Origin of the sequence: Trichocoleus sp. Lan (assembly GCF_039961855.1) — a bacterium.
Lineage (GTDB): Bacteria > Cyanobacteriota > Cyanobacteriia > Cyanobacteriales > FACHB-T130 > FACHB-T130.
Genome location: NZ_JAMPKA010000004.1, coordinates 58,684 through 76,281 on the forward strand (window position 1 = coordinate 58,684; position 17,598 = coordinate 76,281).

Sequence of the window (17,598 nt, forward strand, 5' to 3'; positions counted from 1 at the left end):
GCCATGCGAGAAGCTGTCAATTACTATACCGACTTTCTTAACGCGGTTCCCAAGCCGGAACTAAAGACAATAACCTAACGATCCTTTAAATATTTTAGGTTGAAGCATACTAAACCTAATGTAAAAATAAACAGTAACGATAAAACGAACATAACTTAAGCTGACCCAATGACTAGATTACAGAATTTCGCTTGATTGTCTCCCCAACCCTTTGTTCTTCCAACTCTTTTCAGATGCTCAAGCTATCTATTCGTCTACTGTATTCCTTGAAATACAGAAAGCTTCAGTCCAAAGATAAATGAAACATATTTCCCGGTTCCCTGGACTCGTTTGCTAAAATTTATTTATACTCAAATACATAAAAATGTATAAAAACTTAATTATTTAAGACTGTTATGTTTTTCTATTATAAAATAATCACAACTAGCTTGAATAAAAATGCGGAATTATCAAACAAAAAAAATCTGGCAAGACCTCAAAAAGCAAATCCTAGAAGACCGCTCCGTTCTCGTTTTTAATGGTCTAGTGCTGTTACTGTTTCTGGGAATGACAGTCTATGTCAAAATGGCAGGCACCTACTACGGTTCAGACTACTATGCCAGAGTTAATTTCATAAAACTTCTATTTGCTGAACCTTTTCGTAAAGACATCCCTTACCTGGCTCTTTTCACTCACTTTTCAGAAATCCTCTGGTGCATCTCTTTAACGATCTGTTTATTTAGCTTTACCTTACTAAAAAGAATTCGTCATAGTCACAAAGGCGATCCATTTATCTTCTTCTCTGCGATCGCGCTGACTATCTTTCTATTGGATGATATATTTCGGCTCACGTTGACGCTGGATTTATTAGTGGGTATCCCAAAGGTAATTATGTATTCCCTATACGGTCTTGGTTTAGTGAGCTATATCGTTGCATTTTGGCGCAGAATATTATCAACACCCTATATTCTGTTGCTAGTCGGTTTTAGTTTATTTATAATCTCAGGTATGGCAGACTTATTGCCTATTAAGGGTGAAGGAACTCCAGTTATTTTAGAAGATGGAAGCAAAATATTAGGCTTAGTGAATATTATTCTCTATTTTTGGGACGTCTGCGAAAAAGAAGTGATGCGATCGCGCAACCTATCAAATGAATGAACTGCTTTATAACTATTTTTCCTTGTAAGGCTTATTTAGAATTGCTAGTTCAGTTTATATAAGCCAACTTCGCTACGAATTGATTTCGTTATAAATCGATAATTGAAGGCTTCTCTTATCCAAGAGCGAAGGCTTAACGTGATTCCCGCCTTAGCACCAAAGAAGGTGTCGAAACCTGTCTGATAAATATTTTCTCCATTTCCGATAATATAAACAGCACCTTCAAAGGGTAATTGCTTAAGTCTTTCTCCCTGCTTGATCTCGGTTAATTTATGAGAATCAAGGCGAATAAGAGAAGTTAGCTTGGCATCTTCCATCTTTTCAGGCAAATTATACAAATCGTACCGGACAATTCGGCAGCTTCCACACGATCTATTGAAAGCATATTTTTTGTAATATATGAGTTGGCTACCCTCCTGATATACATAGCCCTTATCTACAAACCATCCATTAGATTGAGGATGCTTATTAACAAATTCTGCCAAATACTTACTTACACAGTCATCGGCATCAATAGCATTATATGAGAGGGTTTTAGCTGTTGAGCATAGATGAAACCTGTCATCACTTTTTGCAACTTGTCTAAACACTTATATGCCAAATCAGGAGCTTTCTATTTCTCCATAGCCGCAGTTCTTTAAAGCTGGATTTGGCGGTGGTAAATCTACTTCAATGTAGGTAATGTGAGGATGATTAAACTCAATATTCTGCTTTTTGTGACAAACAATAATCGCCCTAAAATCTGGTGAAGTTTGATTGAGATTGACTTGATACATCTTTCAAATAACTTAAGAACGCGCTCCCAAGAATTTGAAGATTGGTGACTTCTGAGCGGTATAACAAAAACAATCATACTGACACCTTAAGAATTAATGCCATAAAGCATGGTCACAAAGACCCAACACTACTTTGAGATTGCTGAAAGCGTTTTGAATTCTGCCATCGAGCAGCCAACAAGACTCCCAGTAGTAAGATGCCGCCGAAGAAGTAATGAGAGATAAACACCCTGGATACTAAATAACTCAGAAATTGAGCATTTCCTGGTTTGAAGTAAGCCAGAGTATAGGTAACAGGCAACGATATCAATAAAATGCCTAATATTATTAGGCTAGACCAAAGCTGTTTATTAGGGACTGCTAATTTGTTGCCTAGATAGAGAGATAAAGGTAGTAGTAACAATAGATAGTAGTGAGTCCAAGAGATAGGACTTGTAAGCAGTGCTAAACAAAGGACAACAGAAAGCTCTAAATTTTCTTCTTCTAATGTGACAGGTTTTTTTGAGCGCCAGCAAATCCAAATAGTCGCACCAAACAGCAGTGAGAGCAATGCGTACCGCACCAGTTTGAACCCCAATCCTACCTCTAGAGGCAGCCACTTAGTAAGACCACCGTCAGTTAGCAAACGAGCTAAGAAGCTATCAAGTGACTGACTGTTGTAGGCGGCGATTGGCTTTCCAGCGTAAGGCTGAATGCACATCTCAAACCAAGTCTGATGTAAATCGAAACCGAACAAAAGGATTGATGCTCCGACAATTGCCAGTAGCGCTGCACTAAACCCCGCCACTACTCGCCATCGACTTCTCATTACAAAGTAAACACCAAAAAGGAACAAGGGAATTTTAATCAAAGCAGCGATCGCTAAGAGCGCACCCGTCCAAATTTCGCGTTTAGCCTGGATGCAAAAAAAAGCTGCGATTAGCAACAACAAGACAAAATGAGTCGAATTTCCTTCTCGCAAATTGTAATAAAGAGGACCATTGATCGCAAATAGTCCGAGTAGGGCGATTTTTTGTTTTTCGGTTGTTAGTTCGCCTAGCTTGATTAGTAAATAGTAAGTGAAGAGAATCGCAATGCCACTTAAAAACATCAGCAAAATGTGGGCATTTTGCTTACTTAACAATGAAAAAGGAGTAAATAAATAGGCAATTATTGGAATATTTACAAAAGTCCCAGCCGGACAATCAGGTTGTCCTAAGCAATTTTTATCTGGTAGGTATAAATTTGGGGGATTTTCTAGTACAAGACGACCCGCTGGGTAATAAGCTTTGTCAAAGTCAGCAAATAAATTTTGTGCAGGTGGATTAGAAATATTCCATAAAAATAGCATCATAAGTAAGACAGGGAATCCATAGCCTAACCATAAATTCCATCGCTTTTTTAAGTATTTATCAGCAAGGCTATTTAGCCCAACTGCCCCTAAGATTAAAAGAATGAAAATCAAGTAATTTTTCATAGAAAACCTGATTTAACTCCTATAAATGCTATAAAAAGTTCTGAAGATAAGGTCAGACAAATGATATCTCAGCTCGTGAAAACATAAAGTTGAGGATTATGACGCCTATTAAGCCTTTGGTTATTACCCAAATGTGTCTTTGATTCTATGAACCTGAAGGAAATTTAAGCTTTTCTCAAAGGTCGAATGTTGATGTCAGTTACTTCGGCGGTGCGGGGCAAACTGAGGGCATTGAGTACCACGGCGGCTACATCTTCTGGTTGCAGCAAGCGATCTGGCTGGTATTCTCGACCCTCCATCTCTTGAACCGATGCTTGCATGGGACTAGCAGTGCGTCCGGGGTAGATACTGAGAACGCGCACGCCATCTGCGTTGACTTCTTCTCGCAGACTGTCAGCGATCGCTTTCAGTGCATGCTTGGTTGCAGCATATTGTCCCACCCCGCCTCTGGCATTCAAACCCACGGTCGAGTTGAGGAAAGCGATCTGACCCTGACGAACTGTTAGCATCGGCAATAAGGCTTGTGTCAGCGCATAAGGAGCGCGAACATTGACACGGTACTGCCAGTCAAAGTCTTCCAGAGAGGCAGTTTTCATGTGTCCTAAGGTGATGACACCAGCACTATGAACGAGCAGATCAACATTTCCTACATCTTGCTCAAGCCGAGTTTTTAGCTTCTGAATGTCTTCGTCTAGCGTCAGATCAACTTGATAAAGCAGAACTTTGGATGCAGTTGCTCTGGCAGTTTCGGCAACTGCCTCTAGCGCTTCTAAATTACGTCCCACCAGGCAAAGCGTGACTCGTTGCTCTGCCAAACCGAGAGCGATCGCTTTGCCAATTCCGCTACTAGCTCCCGTTACAACTGCAATTTGGTCTTTTAAGGCTGACATTCAATTTTGGATGCAAGGATTTAGATTAATCTCAGCTGACGGCTGCTGATTTCAAACACTCTTTCAATAAATCATGTTCTAGTAAAGCATCTGCTGCTCTTTTAATCTCATCAAATGCTAAACCCGACCTGTCTGCTATGTCTAGCAAGGTATGATTGCCATCGGCTAAATTCAAAACCCACAAAATTGCCATTTCATTCAGTGCCCCCTCTTTCTGCCCGCCAATTCCTTTATATAGACCCCTTTTTCCCAGTCTCGGCTCGCATTTAGGATTTTGATTTAAGTAAGTCCCATTGCCTTCCAAAACGTGGAAAATTGACAAACATTTAGAGAATGAGTCAGCCAGATATTGCGGTTGCACAAAATCTAGATTATCTGCCGATGTGTGGTATTCGGGAAACTCACCGTGCTGCGATCGCATAAAACAACCCACAGCCAGATTGAACCCCGGCGAACAATACTGCCGCTCATCGTAGCCATAGGGGAAGAAATCTATAATCTCATGCTCTTGCCCCGAATGCTTTAAAACGTGAAGGCTGGCTCTATCGATTTGGGCATCACCTTGGCGGCTTCTCTTATAAGTAACTTTGCCTGGATCTCCCACACATGTTAGTACCAATCCGTGTTTAATTTTTTGGGATTGGGCTTCATTTAAACACAGCCAAGTAATGGAACCAATCGTTCCCGGAATAAATAGAAATCGGTAAGAGTATCTCAGAGAAATCGAGCTGAGATGTTTTGCTAAATAGGCACTTAGAGCGATGCCCGATAGATTATCGTCGCAGAGAGATGGATGACAAGCATGGCAGGAGATTAAAACTTCGTCTGGGCTTTCTCCCTTGATGTAATACTCGCCATAAGTCAGGCTTCCCGGTTCTAAAGATGAATCAATGCAGACTTCATATTCTTCATCTTTTAGTTCTAAAAATTGCTTGTGGCTCAAACAAAAGCCCCAAGTTTCTTTATAATAAGAAGTCCGATAAGGAATCCACTCAGGAGTATCTGGTAGGGTAAACAGGTGTTCTTTCAGTTCCTGAAAGGGCATTTTTTTCCGAACCGGCACGCTGTAATTGACAACATGCAAGTTAGATTTTTGGAAGTCTACGACTCGCTCACCTTGGGAATTTTTGATGTAGGCATCTTTAATGTTCCACTCCTTCGGAACCGTCCAGTCGAACACTTCCGTTCCCGTCGGTACCTCGTGAATTTCTAAAGGAATGAGTTCTTGAATAATCTTGAGAGTTTCTCGAAAGCCATTTCCTGTAATACTGCGGCAAATCGGATATAGCTTTGAGATCACCTGGTACATCTCGTTGCCAATCTCATTAGGGTTAAGAACTCTCTTCAGATCGGTGAGGTTCACAGCTTTAAGCCTCTTTTGCAAAAAATCAAGGGCAACTCGAACGTCCTTAATACTAGCTTCAGCACCCGTAAAGTTAGCACTGATTTTAGCGACCTTTACAGGGTTGTTAATTGCTGCATCAGATGGCAATACATCTGAGTCGGTCATTTCAGCTCTCGGCGATCCCCCCCATTGCCTTTTAAAAAGGGATTGGGGGAGATCCTAAACCGAAGAGGGCATCATCTGGATCTGGAAGTGTTCGCTGAATGCTCGTTAACTTCTAACGAACAGAGTTTAGGACTTCCGCTGGAGGTTGGAACACAAGCCCCTCCTCACTGGGTGGTGGCTCGTTTTCGTAGAGCGCAATGATGTCATCAGGAATGCGAGCGAGATCGCTACCCCGCATGAGTTCTCTGAGCGTAGTGCCCTGAGGCGCGGAGTCGAGATTCGGTGCGCCGTCCTTAGCGATAACATCGTCGAGGTGTACGGTTCTGAAGTCGATGCTAAAGCGCGTGCGTCCGGAGGTGTTGGGCACTGTCCAATGCAGCTGTGCGCCAGAGAAGAGGATGATTCCGCCTGGTTTGGTAACGACTCGGATCTGCGGATCGAGATCGACGTGTTCTAATGGGCGGGGCTGCTTCCGGGTATCTTTCTTGATGTGCTGGGCGGCGTTTTTCCGCCCCTCTCGGTTCCACTCATAGTGGTTGTACTCGCTAGAGCCATTTTTTACTGGCTGGCTCCAGTAGCGGGGCTGAAATGCCATCGAACTCTCGGATTCATAGTCGTAGATGGGAAGCCACCAGTTCATCTGGCAGAGGGGAGCGGCGTACCAGGTATCACGATGCGGGTGCAGCGGATAAGCAACCCCTGCGTTGAGGTAGGTGCCATCACACACAACCCTCATGCGCGGAACGTCGAAATAGGTTTTGTTCATTTCGCAGCCAAGATCCTCTAGCAGTTCCCGAATCAGCTGCTTTGACTTGGGGTGATGGATAAATCTGGGCTTGAGCGGAGCGACAATCTCCACAAACTTTTCGACGGGGAGGCTAAATTGTGCTTCTCGTGGATCTAGAGAACCAAACGCTTCTTGGGTGAGTTCGCGAGCTAATTCGCACAGCGCGATCGCACTTGGACGGGGTGAGAAGACGAAAATCTGTCCGTTGAAAAGATGTTTTCGCCTCACCTCATCGTTAACATCAGAATCGAAAAAGATTGTGTTCACTTTGCTATTTCCTTAAGGGTTGTAGCGCTCCATTCACTCTACATTATCCAAACATTGAGCGGGTAGTTCTGTATCGAACAACTCGCTCAATAGTTAGAAAAAAATTATGCCCCGACAAGAACATAAGAGCTGAACAAAGGCCAGGATAAATCTTTTTCGGAAATTTCACTGACGGGTAAGGGCCATTCAATCCCCAGGATGGGGTCGTCATAGTGCAGCCCGCGCTCATACCCTGGTGTATAAAACTCGCTCATCTGATATACCACTTCGGCGTCATCGGTTAGGGTTTGGAAACCGTGGGCAAACATTTCAGGAATATACAGGGCACGTCGGTTTTCAGCGGTTAGTTCGATGCCAACATGACACAAATACGTGGGCGATTCTGGACGCATATCGACGATTGCATCGTATATGGCACCACGGGTACAGCGAACTAATTTTGTTTCGCTGGCGGGGGCTGCTTGATAATGCATACCCCGCAACGTCCCTTTTTTGTAGTTCACGGATAGGTTGCATTGGGCAACGTTTGGCTTTAATCCACGATCTGCAAATTCATTGGCACAAAAAGTCCGAGCAAATAATCCTCGATTATCTTCTCGTTGCTCTATGTCAATAATAAAGGCACCCTTGAGTTTGGTTTCGGTGAATATCATAGGTAAACTTGCACTTCTGGAATTGGGACTACAAATTTGCCTCCCCACTCTCGAATAAATGCCATCTGCTGCATAATTTCCTCTTTGAGGTTCCAAGGCAAAATTAGCAGGTAGTCAGGCTGTTTTTCGCGGATTTCGTCGGGGTTGAGGACGGGGATATGAGTGCCGGGTAGAAAGGTTCCTTGCTTGTGAGGGCTGCGATCTACCGTAAAATCAACAAAGTCTGTGCGAACTCCACAATAATTTAGGAGGGTATTGCCTTTGGCTGGGGCACCATACCCTGCGATCGCTTTCCCTTGTTGTTTCGCTTCAATCAAAAAAGTCAGTAGCTTGCGCTTGGTTTCTTTGACTTTTTCTCCAAAGGTCAGATAGGTGTCTATCTTATCTAAGCCTGCCTGGGTTTCCTTGGATTTTAATTGATTGACGCGATCGCTCATGGCTGGCTCAGCCGCATTGTCATGCTTGCCGTAAATTCGCAGCGAACCGCCGTGAGTCGGGATTTCTTCGACATCAAATAAGGTCAAACCGTGAGCGGCAAAGATTTTTTCGACGGTTAAGAAGGAGAAGTAGGAAAAATGCTCATGATAAATTGTGTCAAACTGATTTTGCTGCATCAGCTGTAACAAATGGGGAAATTCCATTGTCAAGATGCCATCTGGCTTCAAGGCTATCTTCATTCCCGCTACAAAATCATTCACATCCGGAACGTGGGCGAGGACGTTGTTGCCCAACAACAGATTGGCTTGCTTCCCCTCTGCTGCCAGTTCCTTAGCTGTTTCCACCCCAAAGAACTTGACTAAGCTGGGAATTCCTTTTTCCTCTGCGACTTTTGCTACATTTGCCGCTGGTTCGATTCCTAAAACCGGGATTCCCTTTTCATGGAAATACTGCAACAGGTAGCCGTCATTACTAGCAATTTCAATGACTTGATGATTTTTGTCAAACCCAAACCTTTCTACCATCAAGTCCGTGTAAGCTTTGGCATGACGCAACCAACTGTCTGAGTAAGAAGAAAAGTAAGCGTAGTCTCCATCCCCAAAGATATGATCGGGAGATTCAAACTCTTCTAGCTGCACCAAAAGGCAACTTTCGCAAACATAGGCATGAAGTGGGTAGCTTTTTTCTGCCCGACGCAGCTGTTCTGGTGTTAGGTAGTCATTGGCAATGGGTGACATCCCTAGATCGGCAAAGGTATGCTCAAGGGATTTGCTGCAAAAACGACACTTAGCGATCGCCATGATTTAATAACTCCTTACTCCAGAAAAAATCTCGATCAATTTGTTGGGTGCGAATCAGGTACTCTAGCTGCTTCAAGCGAGTGAAACCTCGGAACAAGAAGATGTCTTCAGTCAGATCAATCTGCTTGAACAAATCGAATAACTGCTGGGCACCCCGTCGGGCATCCCATTCACACTTAAATCCCGGTAGGGTTTTGTTAATCTTCTCGAAAGAAACTCGATAGCTGCGGTTGTCCGAGCCATTTTCTCCAAAGGTTAACTGGCATCCTTGGAAGACTGAGGCAATAATTTCCGCAATTTCTTTAACTCGATAGTTATGAGCGGTGTCCCCGACGTTAAAAATTTGGTTGTGAACAATGTCGCGAGGTGCTTCTAGGGTACAGATAATTGCCTTACAGATATCAAGGGCATGAACCAACGGACGCCAGGGAGTTCCGTCACTGATCATCTTGATTTCTTTCGTTGTCCAAGCTAAGCCCGCCAAGTTGTTTAAAACAATATCAAAACGCATTCTCGGAGATGCCCCAAAAGCGGTGGCATTTCGCAGAAAGGTCGGAGAAAAATCGTCATCGGCGAGTGGCTTAACATCTCGTTCTACGAAGGTTTTACATTCCGCATAAGCAGTTTGGGGATTGACAGGAGACTCTTCAGTCACATCGTCCTTTGTTGCTACGCCGTAGACGCTGCAAGAAGACATATAAACGAAGCGCCGCACACCCGCTGCCTTCGCGAGATTGGCAAGGCGAACTGAACCTTTATGGTTAATGTCGTAGGTGATATTGGGTGAGAGTTGTCCGGCGGGATCGTTGGAAAGTTCTGCCATATGAACAATTGCCTCGACCCCCTCTAAGTCTTCTGGTGTGATGTGCCGCAAATCTTTGTTAAGGGTTTTGGCAGTTAAATCGGTGGCGTTATACAGCCAACCTACTTTGTAGAAGCCGGTGTCTACCCCAATCACTTCGTGTCCGCGTTTCATCAAAAGGGGCGCGAGTAACGAGCCGAGATAGCCTTCTGTTCCTGTTACTAATACTTTCATTCGTTCAATTCCTAAACGCTAACAGTTGTTTGTAGGGGTTGGGGTTCCGGAATTTGCTCTACGATTGCTTTGCCAATTTCCAGGGAAGAGGTAGCCGCGGGGGAAGGCGCATTGCAAACGTGGACAGAGCGATCGCCTTTAACAATTAAAAAGTCGTCTACTAACTTGCCATCGTTCATCAAAGCTTGAGCGCGAACCCCAGCGTGGGTGGGAATTAGGTCATCCGACTGCACTTCCGGAATCAGCCTTTGCAAGCTACGCACAAAGGCGGCTTTACTGAAGGAACGAATAATTTCCTGAATGCCTTCGTCGGCGTGTTTTGCTGCCAATTTCCAGAAACCGGGATAAGTCATCACTTCCGCAAAATCCCGCAGATTAAAGTCTGTCTTTTTGTAGCCTTCACGCTTGAGGCTGAGAACAGCATTGGGTCCTGCGTGGACGCTTCCATCAATCATCCGGGTGAAATGAACGCCTAGGAAGGGAAAATCTGGGTTAGGAACCGGATAAATCAGGGTTTTGACGAGATAGCGTTTTTGTGGCGTGAGTTCGTAGTATTCTCCCCGGAAAGGGACGATTTTCGCTTGTGGATCGACGTTTCCTAATTTGGCAACGCGATCGCTATGCAGTCCGGCACAATTGATGACAAAGCGCGTTTCAAACGTGCCGTTATTTGTCTCAAGTACCTGATTCTCCCCCGTTCCAACAATTTTCTCAACTTTGGTATTGAGGCGAAGTTCTCCACCTTGGGCTTCAACTAGCTCAGCATATTTCCGAGCCACCTGCTTGTAATCGGCAATCCCGGTTGCGTACACCCGAATACCCGCGATACAGGCGACATGAGGTTCAATTTCTTTGACTTCCTCTGCACTAATCTTGCTAATCCTTAACCCATTTTCCAAGCCGCGTTGATAGAGGCTTTCTAATCGTGGCAGCTCTTTTTCCTCCGTTGCCACAATTACTTTGCCGCAGACTTCGTGTGCAATGCCATGCTCTCGGCAGAATTCTACCATTGAGCGGCTTCCTTCTCGGCAAAATTTAGCTTTGAAACTTCCTGGTTTGTAATAAATGCCAGCGTGAATCACGCCACTATTATTGCCGGTTTGATGATACGCCCACTGGCTCTCTTTTTCCAGCACCACTATACGGGCAGAGGGATAGCGTTTGCCCAAAGCCATTGCTGTAGAAAGTCCAACAATCCCGCCGCCAATAATTGCAAAATCATACATAAGAATTTTTGCCCCTGCAACTGAAATGGATGAGTGTTTATCCTAAAAATTTGTTACCAAACTTTCCAAGGAGCATTCCCACTCTTCCAAAGTTCTTCTAGGTAGTTCTTATCTCGTAAAGTATCCATTGGTTGCCAAAAACCAGGATGTCTGTAAGCAGCCAGATGTCCATCTTGAGATAATTTTTTCAGGGGTTCTTGCTCCCAAATTGTCGAGTCATCTTCAATATAATCAATGACTTCCGGCTCTAGAACAAAGTAACCCCCATTAATCCAAGCACCATCCCCTTCAGGCTTCTCCCGAAAAGTGGTAATTTTATGTTGATCGGGTTCTAAAGAAATCGCTCCAAAACGTCCCGGTGGCTGAGTTGCAGTCAAGGTTGCTAAACACTTTTGCTCTCGATGAAAGTCTATTAGCTCTTGAATATTGACATTCGCTACGCCATCTCCATAAGTAAAGCAAAAGGTTTGATTCCCAATATGCTCTCTAACTCGCTTTAAGCGTCCTCCGGTCATCGTTTGATCTCCGGTATCTACCAACGTGACTCGCCAGGGTTCGGCATAGCCACAATGCACATTCATTTGGTTAAACCGCATATCAAACGTGACATCGGACATATGTAAGAAGTAGTTGGCAAAATACTCCTTAATTACGTAGCCTTTATAACCACAGCAGATAATGAAATCGTTGATTCCATAAGCTGCGTAAATTTTCATAATATGCCACAGTACAGGTCGTCCACCAATTTCCACCATCGGCTTTGGTTTGATTGTGGTTTCTTCCGTGAGTCGAGTTCCAAGCCCTCCAGCTAGTATCACTGCTTTCATGCGATCGCCTCTTTATTTCATGAAAATGAATCTATACCTTTAGATAGATTCATGTATAATAGAAATGTATTCTTAGTCGAAAAAATCAATTTTCTCTAATTAAATATTCTAAGCGGAAAATACTGAGATATCTGTAAAGATACAGTAAACAAATAGAGGGTCTTTATTAAAACTTTAAAAAGTTGATCCTCTAGTAGTTTTAAATTTTTAACTCATAAAAACAGCAAAAAAATCGCAAAATCGACTAATTTTGCGATTCGAGCTTGTAGGCTAGAGCAGTAGCCTAGAAGGTTGCCGATAGAATACTAACTATGTTATTGAAGACAATCTGCCAAAAGCGATCGCGCAAATTCCACTGATCATCAATCCCACTCCCACCCAATCAACCGGAGAAACTTTCTCCCTGAGAATAACTGCTCCGGCAATCGTCGTTGCTACCACCGTTAAGCCAATCACCACTGGATAAGCAACTGATAAATTAAACTTCCCCAAAACTAAAATATAGAAAACTGTACTGAGACCATAAACTAAAATCCCACCCAGCAAGTAAAGATTTAAGGGATTTTGACCGGCTCCCAATTTTAACAATGTTTGTGCGAGAGTATTTAAGCCAACGGTCAGCAAGATTAAAAAAGGAAATAGAAGATTAGCTAACATAAACAACGACACTTTCTTGGATATTCAGCTTGCTTAAGCCATCGCTTAATAAAAAGAATCAAAATCCCAAAGCTCGCGGTCGTTAGGCCACGGTGTTTGGACTCGTTTTCCCAGGAGTTTTTCCCACCATCGAAAGGGATGAGGAAGCGTGGCAACTTGGATGCTCGCACAGCCGCTTAGCCATGCCCCTAACACATCTGTATGACGGCTATCACCAATAACGACAACTTGTTTTGGTTTAAGCCGCATATATTTGATGGCTTTACGGAAGGCAAAAGGAAAGGGTTTCTTGGCTGGGTTGATTGCTGGAATCTCTAAACGATGGGACCAAGCTTTTACCCGATACCGGCGCTTGCCATTCGAGAGAATGAAAAATTGAAATCCTTGTAATTTTGCCTGTTCGATCCAAGCTTCGGCACCAGGAGACACGTAGCGATCGTCTTCAGAAACAATGGTGTTGTCTAAATCGATAATAATCCCTTGAATTCCGCAAAGCTTTAGCCAGTCAAGCTCTATGGCTGCCAAGCTGTACGCCTCTCTCGGAAAACTGTAAGGCCCCTGGTTGACAGCCGGTTTTTTAGATTTTTGTTTAACAGAGCGGGAAAAGAACAGAGACACTCGGTTTAACATTTGGTCATTTCACTCACAGCCACAACAAGTTCAGCCACAACAAGTTCAGAGACTAACAACTCAAAAATTACTCGATTAGCCCTTGACGTTTCAGGAATAGAATGACAAAGCTGGTAACGATCCAAGAGAGTACCGTCAGGAGAATCGGCACGTCTTTTAATAAAATTTCCTCCGGACGCTCAGTTTGTCCTCCTTCGTCATCGATATCACTTCTCCGAGCGATTTCTTGCGGATCGCTCAGTAGCTGATAGCGAAAAACCCCGTATAAAACAAAGGGTAATGTAAGTAACATCCAAGGTGTTGATGCTCCACGAACTTGAGGTCCGGAACTCCAGATCGCGTAGGTCATGACTGCGCCGGTTGTCACCGTATTTTCCATGCGGCTGAGTAGAGGCAACGAGTAGCGCTTCAGTACAGACCGGGTCTTGCCACCTCTAATTGACAATAGCCGCAGTTCTGCTTTGCGCTTTTCCACACCCAGAAACAAAGCCAGCATAGCAGTACACAGGAGAAACCAGGGGGATAAAACAATGTTTGTTGCAGCAGCACCTGCATAGGCTCGCAAGACAAAACCCATTGCGATCGCAATAATATCCAAAATCACAGTCCGCTTCAGCCGCAGGTTGTAGGCAATTTGCAGCAGTGCGTATGCGGTGATGGTTGCTCCCAAGTAGGGCGATCGCAACCAGCCGACAATTAAACCAGTACCCAGCAAACAGACTGCCATTACCATCGCCACTGGTACGCTGACTAAGCCTGCGGCAATGGGTCGCTTACTCTTGACTGGATGTAGACGGTCAGCTTCTACATCTGCAATGTCATTGAGTAGATAGAAGCTACTCGAAGTCAAACAGAACAAAGCAAACGCCAGTAAAGAGCCTAGCAAAGATTCCAGATTAATACTGAAAGCAAACAAGGGCGCTGCAAAAACAATCAGATTTTTTGTCCACTGGCGTGGTCTTAAAGCTTTAATATAAGGAAATTTTATAGAATTATCAGCTAGCTTAGTTGAATTTTGTTTATCACTAGGAAATCCGGGAATTTTCATTTGCTTTTAAACCTTTTTTCTGATAGAAATAATTTTTTTAGGAAGATTCACTGCAAAACTTCGTTTTAAAGTAACCCAGCTTGTAGTAAATACTACAGTCAACAACACCACGGTTTAAATGACTTTTATTCCCAAGCTGTGGATGCATCTGTATGTAGTCAATGATTTCCGCCTTTAGGACTTAATACCCACTTTACTCTCCTAAGTACCAAGTCCTCCAGTAAGCAGCGCTGCTTTCATGCAATAACCTCGTAATTCTCACAGAGAGTAGCTTTTTTATCTAGATGTACCAGTTTAAGCCGAGATTAAATAAGAAAAAATTTAATCGCTTATTCCGTAATGATTTTAGTCGAAAAATCGTTAATAAACTATCAAGACTCCATAAATATGCATTCTTTTATATAAAGATTTGGCAAAGAAGGCAATTTCTCACCTAACTTCCTAATTTGGTAAGAGCATCCGAGAAAAATACGCAGGTAAGTTGCACAATCGTTGATAACTAGTTATGTTAAGTAGGCTCTGATAATTTTAAAGGTTATTTGCAGCAGTTCACTACTAATTATTACTACTCCATAACTACGTTATTTTGAGGGTTATCGTTACTCTCATTTATCTCATATTTCGTACCCCTTAAAATGTATAGACATACTAAAACCATCAAACCGCCAGCCAGTAGATAAGACAGAAAAATGTTTAAGGGGAGAAAAGCTATTTTTTTGTACGCTAAATCCTTAGCGATCGCAAAATAATTACTGGTTAAGAAATAACTTATAGCCAGGAAATAAATCGTAAACTTTCCTAATACTTTTTTGGTTAATAAATAAGGAAGTAAAAAAGCATAAATTGGCAAAAGAATCCCATAATGATGTTCCCAAGCAATTGGAGAAGCAATTGTAGAGGTTAATGCAATAATAGAGAAATCCGTGATACTTCCTTTCTCACTCGTTAGCATTGGCAAGAATAGAGCCGCTGAAATTAAAGCGATTGAACTTAGTACTGTTCCCAAGTAAACCCAAGGGTTATAGGGCGGGAAAGAATTATGATTAAAGTTAAGAATGGGATCGTTAAATAGCAATCTATTTAAAACACCATTAATTGATTGGTTTGTAAAAAAAGTTTCGCCGTGCTTGGAAATAAATGATAATACGCTTAAGTAGTTAACATGATCTGCAAAGCCGATTAAGGATATTGAAACTATCAATCCAAGCAAGCTTGTGGCGATAAATCCCAGAGTAAAGCTCCATTGCTTACGCAAAATTCCCCATATCAAAATCAGAGCATACTGGGGCTTAATCAGGCACATTATTCCTCCTAAAATGCCTGCGATTTTTTTCCTATCTGTCATCCAACACCAAAAAAGCACAGCAAACAAAGCATTAAGCCAACACTGAATTTGCCCTAATGTATAGGCTTTCACTACTGGGTAAAAACTCAAACTTAAACAAACTAGGAAAAAATTGATAGCAATTCGCTCGAATCTGGATATGGCTACGTTTTCTTTCCATTTGTATTTTTTTAAACTTAAATTAAATATTTGAATAACAAAAAAAATCGTTAAAATAATAAAATTCCATGAAATAAATTTTAAATTATTAAATATGGATAATCCAATATTTCCTAGAAATTCCTCAACTACATTTGTTTTTAGAAAATAGAAGACTAGCAGAGAGCTAGGGGGATACTGAAATTTTGTTTGTTCTTCAAAAAAAACCTTAGAGTATAATAATTGCTGATGCTCGGATTGAATATAGTTGAACGCTTCTAGCATGGGTTCCCATGAATCATTGATGGTTCGCCCGTACCGCAAGAAGATTTCAGTTCTAGATAATCCTAGGTCTTTCCACTCTGTAGAAAACAGGGTTATTAATATAAAATTAACGACGACAACATTAGCAAACGTAAAGAGCAAGAGGTTTCGAGTTAAAGGATTTAATCTTCGCCAATAGTTCAGTAAATTGACTAAAATAAGCGAAAAATACATATGCTTCTTCTATACTCCTTGATTAGATTTGAATTTGAGATTTTTGTTAGTTCGCTTTTTTAGCCCTATTAACTCCTTTAATCAGTTCAAGCTAGCTTACAGCAAATTCGCAATACTTAAATATGCCCTATCTTGACTACGAAACTCGTTATACTTTGTTCAAGCTTAAATTTGATTGTTGATACAAGGAAACTAACGTGTCAACGAATTGTGCATTGTTTAAAAGTTGGGTGATTACAAACAGTAATAACAAGGCATTTGATACTTTTGAGCTAATCCCTTCTGCATGACTATAGAATTTTAGAGAAAGAGCCATCCAACTCAATACTAAAAAAGTCCAATTCGGAGTAAACAAGAACAGCTCATAGTCTTTTCCATAAATATTATGTAGTAAAAAATTAAATAAAATACAAAAAATTAAACTCCTCATTATCGGCATTTTATCGGCGCGAAACTTAATAAAGGCATAAAGACTCCAAAGGAGTAAAACTGTCCACAGCAAAAAAGCGATAATGCCTGGTATATAAAGTGCTGTAATAGATGGAGGATCGAAGTTCACCCAAGGTGCAGGTGCAGAATTAAGTTTTACCCAAGAAGGTGGGTTATCTTCAATAGTTCTCCATATATGCGGCTTAATGGCAATAAAATTGAATATAAAAATATATCCTAGCAATTTTAGGATTCTCGAAAAAATACTGCTAGATTGATCGGGCAAATTTACATAATCTCCCTCTTTAGAGTAATAACTTCCTGGAATAAAAAATAGATCGACACTTGGATATATCAACTTCTGCAAGAGGTTCAAAGCAATAGCACCAGACAAAACTAACCCGATGAAAATAATCAGTTTTGTAAAAACTTTTTTATTAAACCTACCCTGATAGATGCTGAAAAAATAGGCAATAATCCCCTGCACTACGTTACTTATTACCATGCCGAGCGCAAAAATAGTTGCTGGAACCATGTAGATTAAGCTGCCTGGGTAAGCAACTGCCAGCAAATAAATAATAATCAGACTACAGGCAGCAAAAATAAACGTATCGGGAACCGAGCTGAAAAATATATGAGAGGTAGATAATCCTAAGATAGCTGAGTAGAGAATGGCGTGAAAAGGCTTAAACCCCAGTTTCTGGAAAAAAACTAAGGTTAAAACAACGCACACAGCTCCAAAAAAGGTACTAAATAGTATGCCAACAATTTCCCCAGAACCAATTATTTTTTTGAGTAAAAATCCTAGAGGATTAAAGACAAGAATAAATAAAGGATGAGTATGAGTGCGCCAAAAATTAATTTTATACGTGGTTAGTTGAGTAATAACTCGATGATAATCTGAATGAAATAGTAAGTCGGAACGCTTGACTCCAAGTACTCCGGTAAAAAAAAGAGACAAACTGGAGAAAAGGTAAAGTATCCAAAAGGTTAGAAATGTTCCAACTCTAATTCTTGAAAACATTTAAGATTCTGTCCTGTATCTCAGAC

Annotated in this window: 17 protein-coding genes; 1 reads left to right on the forward strand and 16 read right to left on the reverse strand. The window is 41.9% G+C overall.

What is annotated here, in order from left to right:
* The first annotated feature begins 438 nt into the window (after positions 1-438).
* Positions 439-1,137: a hypothetical protein gene (locus NDA03_RS04685; protein WP_348237433.1), complete on the forward strand. Its 699-nt coding sequence runs from the start codon at positions 439-441 to the stop codon at positions 1,135-1,137.
* A 44-nt stretch (positions 1,138-1,181) separates the two neighbouring features.
* Here NDA03_RS04685 and NDA03_RS04690 read toward each other — a convergent pair whose 3' ends face one another.
* The 16 genes from NDA03_RS04690 to NDA03_RS04765 all read right to left on the reverse strand — a co-directional run bounded on the left by NDA03_RS04690 (position 1,182) and on the right by NDA03_RS04765 (position 17,572).
* A complete protein-coding gene (locus NDA03_RS04690) occupies positions 1,182-1,727 on the reverse strand; it encodes a hypothetical protein (protein WP_190428874.1) in 546 nt (181 codons plus the stop codon).
* Between the two features lie 12 nt (positions 1,728-1,739).
* Positions 1,740-1,913 (reverse strand): hypothetical protein, encoded by a 174-nt coding sequence (locus tag NDA03_RS04695; protein WP_348237434.1) that lies wholly within the window; start codon positions 1,911-1,913, stop codon positions 1,740-1,742.
* Between the two features lie 112 nt (positions 1,914-2,025).
* On the reverse strand, positions 2,026-3,246 hold the full coding sequence (locus tag NDA03_RS04700) for a glycosyltransferase family 87 protein (RefSeq protein ID WP_348237435.1): 1,221 nt from the start codon (positions 3,244-3,246) through the stop codon (positions 2,026-2,028).
* Between the two features lie 287 nt (positions 3,247-3,533).
* Positions 3,534-4,259: an SDR family oxidoreductase gene (locus NDA03_RS04705; RefSeq protein WP_348237436.1), complete on the reverse strand. Its 726-nt coding sequence runs from the start codon at positions 4,257-4,259 to the stop codon at positions 3,534-3,536.
* Between the two features lie 31 nt (positions 4,260-4,290).
* Positions 4,291-5,568 (reverse strand): DUF4910 domain-containing protein, encoded by a 1,278-nt coding sequence (locus NDA03_RS04710; protein WP_348237548.1) that lies wholly within the window; start codon positions 5,566-5,568, stop codon positions 4,291-4,293.
* A 313-nt stretch (positions 5,569-5,881) separates the two neighbouring features.
* Positions 5,882-6,823 (reverse strand): hypothetical protein, encoded by a 942-nt coding sequence (locus NDA03_RS04715; RefSeq protein WP_190412207.1) that lies wholly within the window; start codon positions 6,821-6,823, stop codon positions 5,882-5,884.
* Between the two features lie 104 nt (positions 6,824-6,927).
* Positions 6,928-7,476 carry a dTDP-4-dehydrorhamnose 3,5-epimerase gene (gene rfbC / locus NDA03_RS04720; protein WP_190412206.1) on the reverse strand — a complete coding sequence of 183 codons (549 nt, stop codon included), beginning with the start codon at positions 7,474-7,476 and terminating at the stop codon, positions 6,928-6,930.
* Positions 7,473-8,714, reverse strand: a complete 1,242-nt coding sequence (locus NDA03_RS04725; RefSeq protein WP_190428869.1) for a class I SAM-dependent methyltransferase — start codon at positions 8,712-8,714, stop codon at positions 7,473-7,475. The genes rfbC and NDA03_RS04725 overlap by 4 nt, the downstream gene beginning before the upstream one ends.
* Positions 8,701-9,750, reverse strand: a complete 1,050-nt coding sequence (locus NDA03_RS04730) for an SDR family oxidoreductase (RefSeq protein WP_190536454.1) — start codon at positions 9,748-9,750, stop codon at positions 8,701-8,703. The genes NDA03_RS04725 and NDA03_RS04730 overlap by 14 nt, the downstream gene beginning before the upstream one ends.
* A gap of 11 nt (positions 9,751-9,761) precedes the next feature.
* On the reverse strand, positions 9,762-10,976 hold the full coding sequence (lhgO, locus tag NDA03_RS04735; RefSeq protein WP_190428868.1) for an L-2-hydroxyglutarate oxidase: 1,215 nt from the start codon (positions 10,974-10,976) through the stop codon (positions 9,762-9,764).
* A gap of 53 nt (positions 10,977-11,029) precedes the next feature.
* Positions 11,030-11,803 carry a glucose-1-phosphate cytidylyltransferase gene (gene rfbF / locus NDA03_RS04740; RefSeq protein ID WP_190412202.1) on the reverse strand — a complete coding sequence of 258 codons (774 nt, stop codon included), beginning with the start codon at positions 11,801-11,803 and terminating at the stop codon, positions 11,030-11,032.
* Positions 11,804-12,112: 309 nt separating this feature from the next.
* On the reverse strand, positions 12,113-12,460 hold the full coding sequence (locus NDA03_RS04745) for an SMR family transporter (protein WP_190412201.1): 348 nt from the start codon (positions 12,458-12,460) through the stop codon (positions 12,113-12,115).
* A 45-nt stretch (positions 12,461-12,505) separates the two neighbouring features.
* Positions 12,506-13,090, reverse strand: coding sequence for a YqeG family HAD IIIA-type phosphatase (locus NDA03_RS04750; RefSeq protein WP_190412200.1), 585 nt, complete (start codon positions 13,088-13,090; stop codon positions 12,506-12,508).
* 67 nt (positions 13,091-13,157) lie between these two features.
* Positions 13,158-14,138, reverse strand: a complete 981-nt coding sequence (locus NDA03_RS04755) for a decaprenyl-phosphate phosphoribosyltransferase (protein ID WP_190412199.1) — start codon at positions 14,136-14,138, stop codon at positions 13,158-13,160.
* 565 nt (positions 14,139-14,703) lie between these two features.
* Complete coding sequence (locus NDA03_RS04760; RefSeq protein ID WP_348237437.1) at positions 14,704-15,906, reverse strand: glycosyltransferase family 87 protein; 1,203 nt, start codon at positions 15,904-15,906, stop codon at positions 14,704-14,706.
* A 361-nt stretch (positions 15,907-16,267) separates the two neighbouring features.
* Positions 16,268-17,572, reverse strand: coding sequence for a hypothetical protein (locus NDA03_RS04765; protein ID WP_348237438.1), 1,305 nt, complete (start codon positions 17,570-17,572; stop codon positions 16,268-16,270).
* Positions 17,573-17,598: the final 26 nt, after the last annotated feature.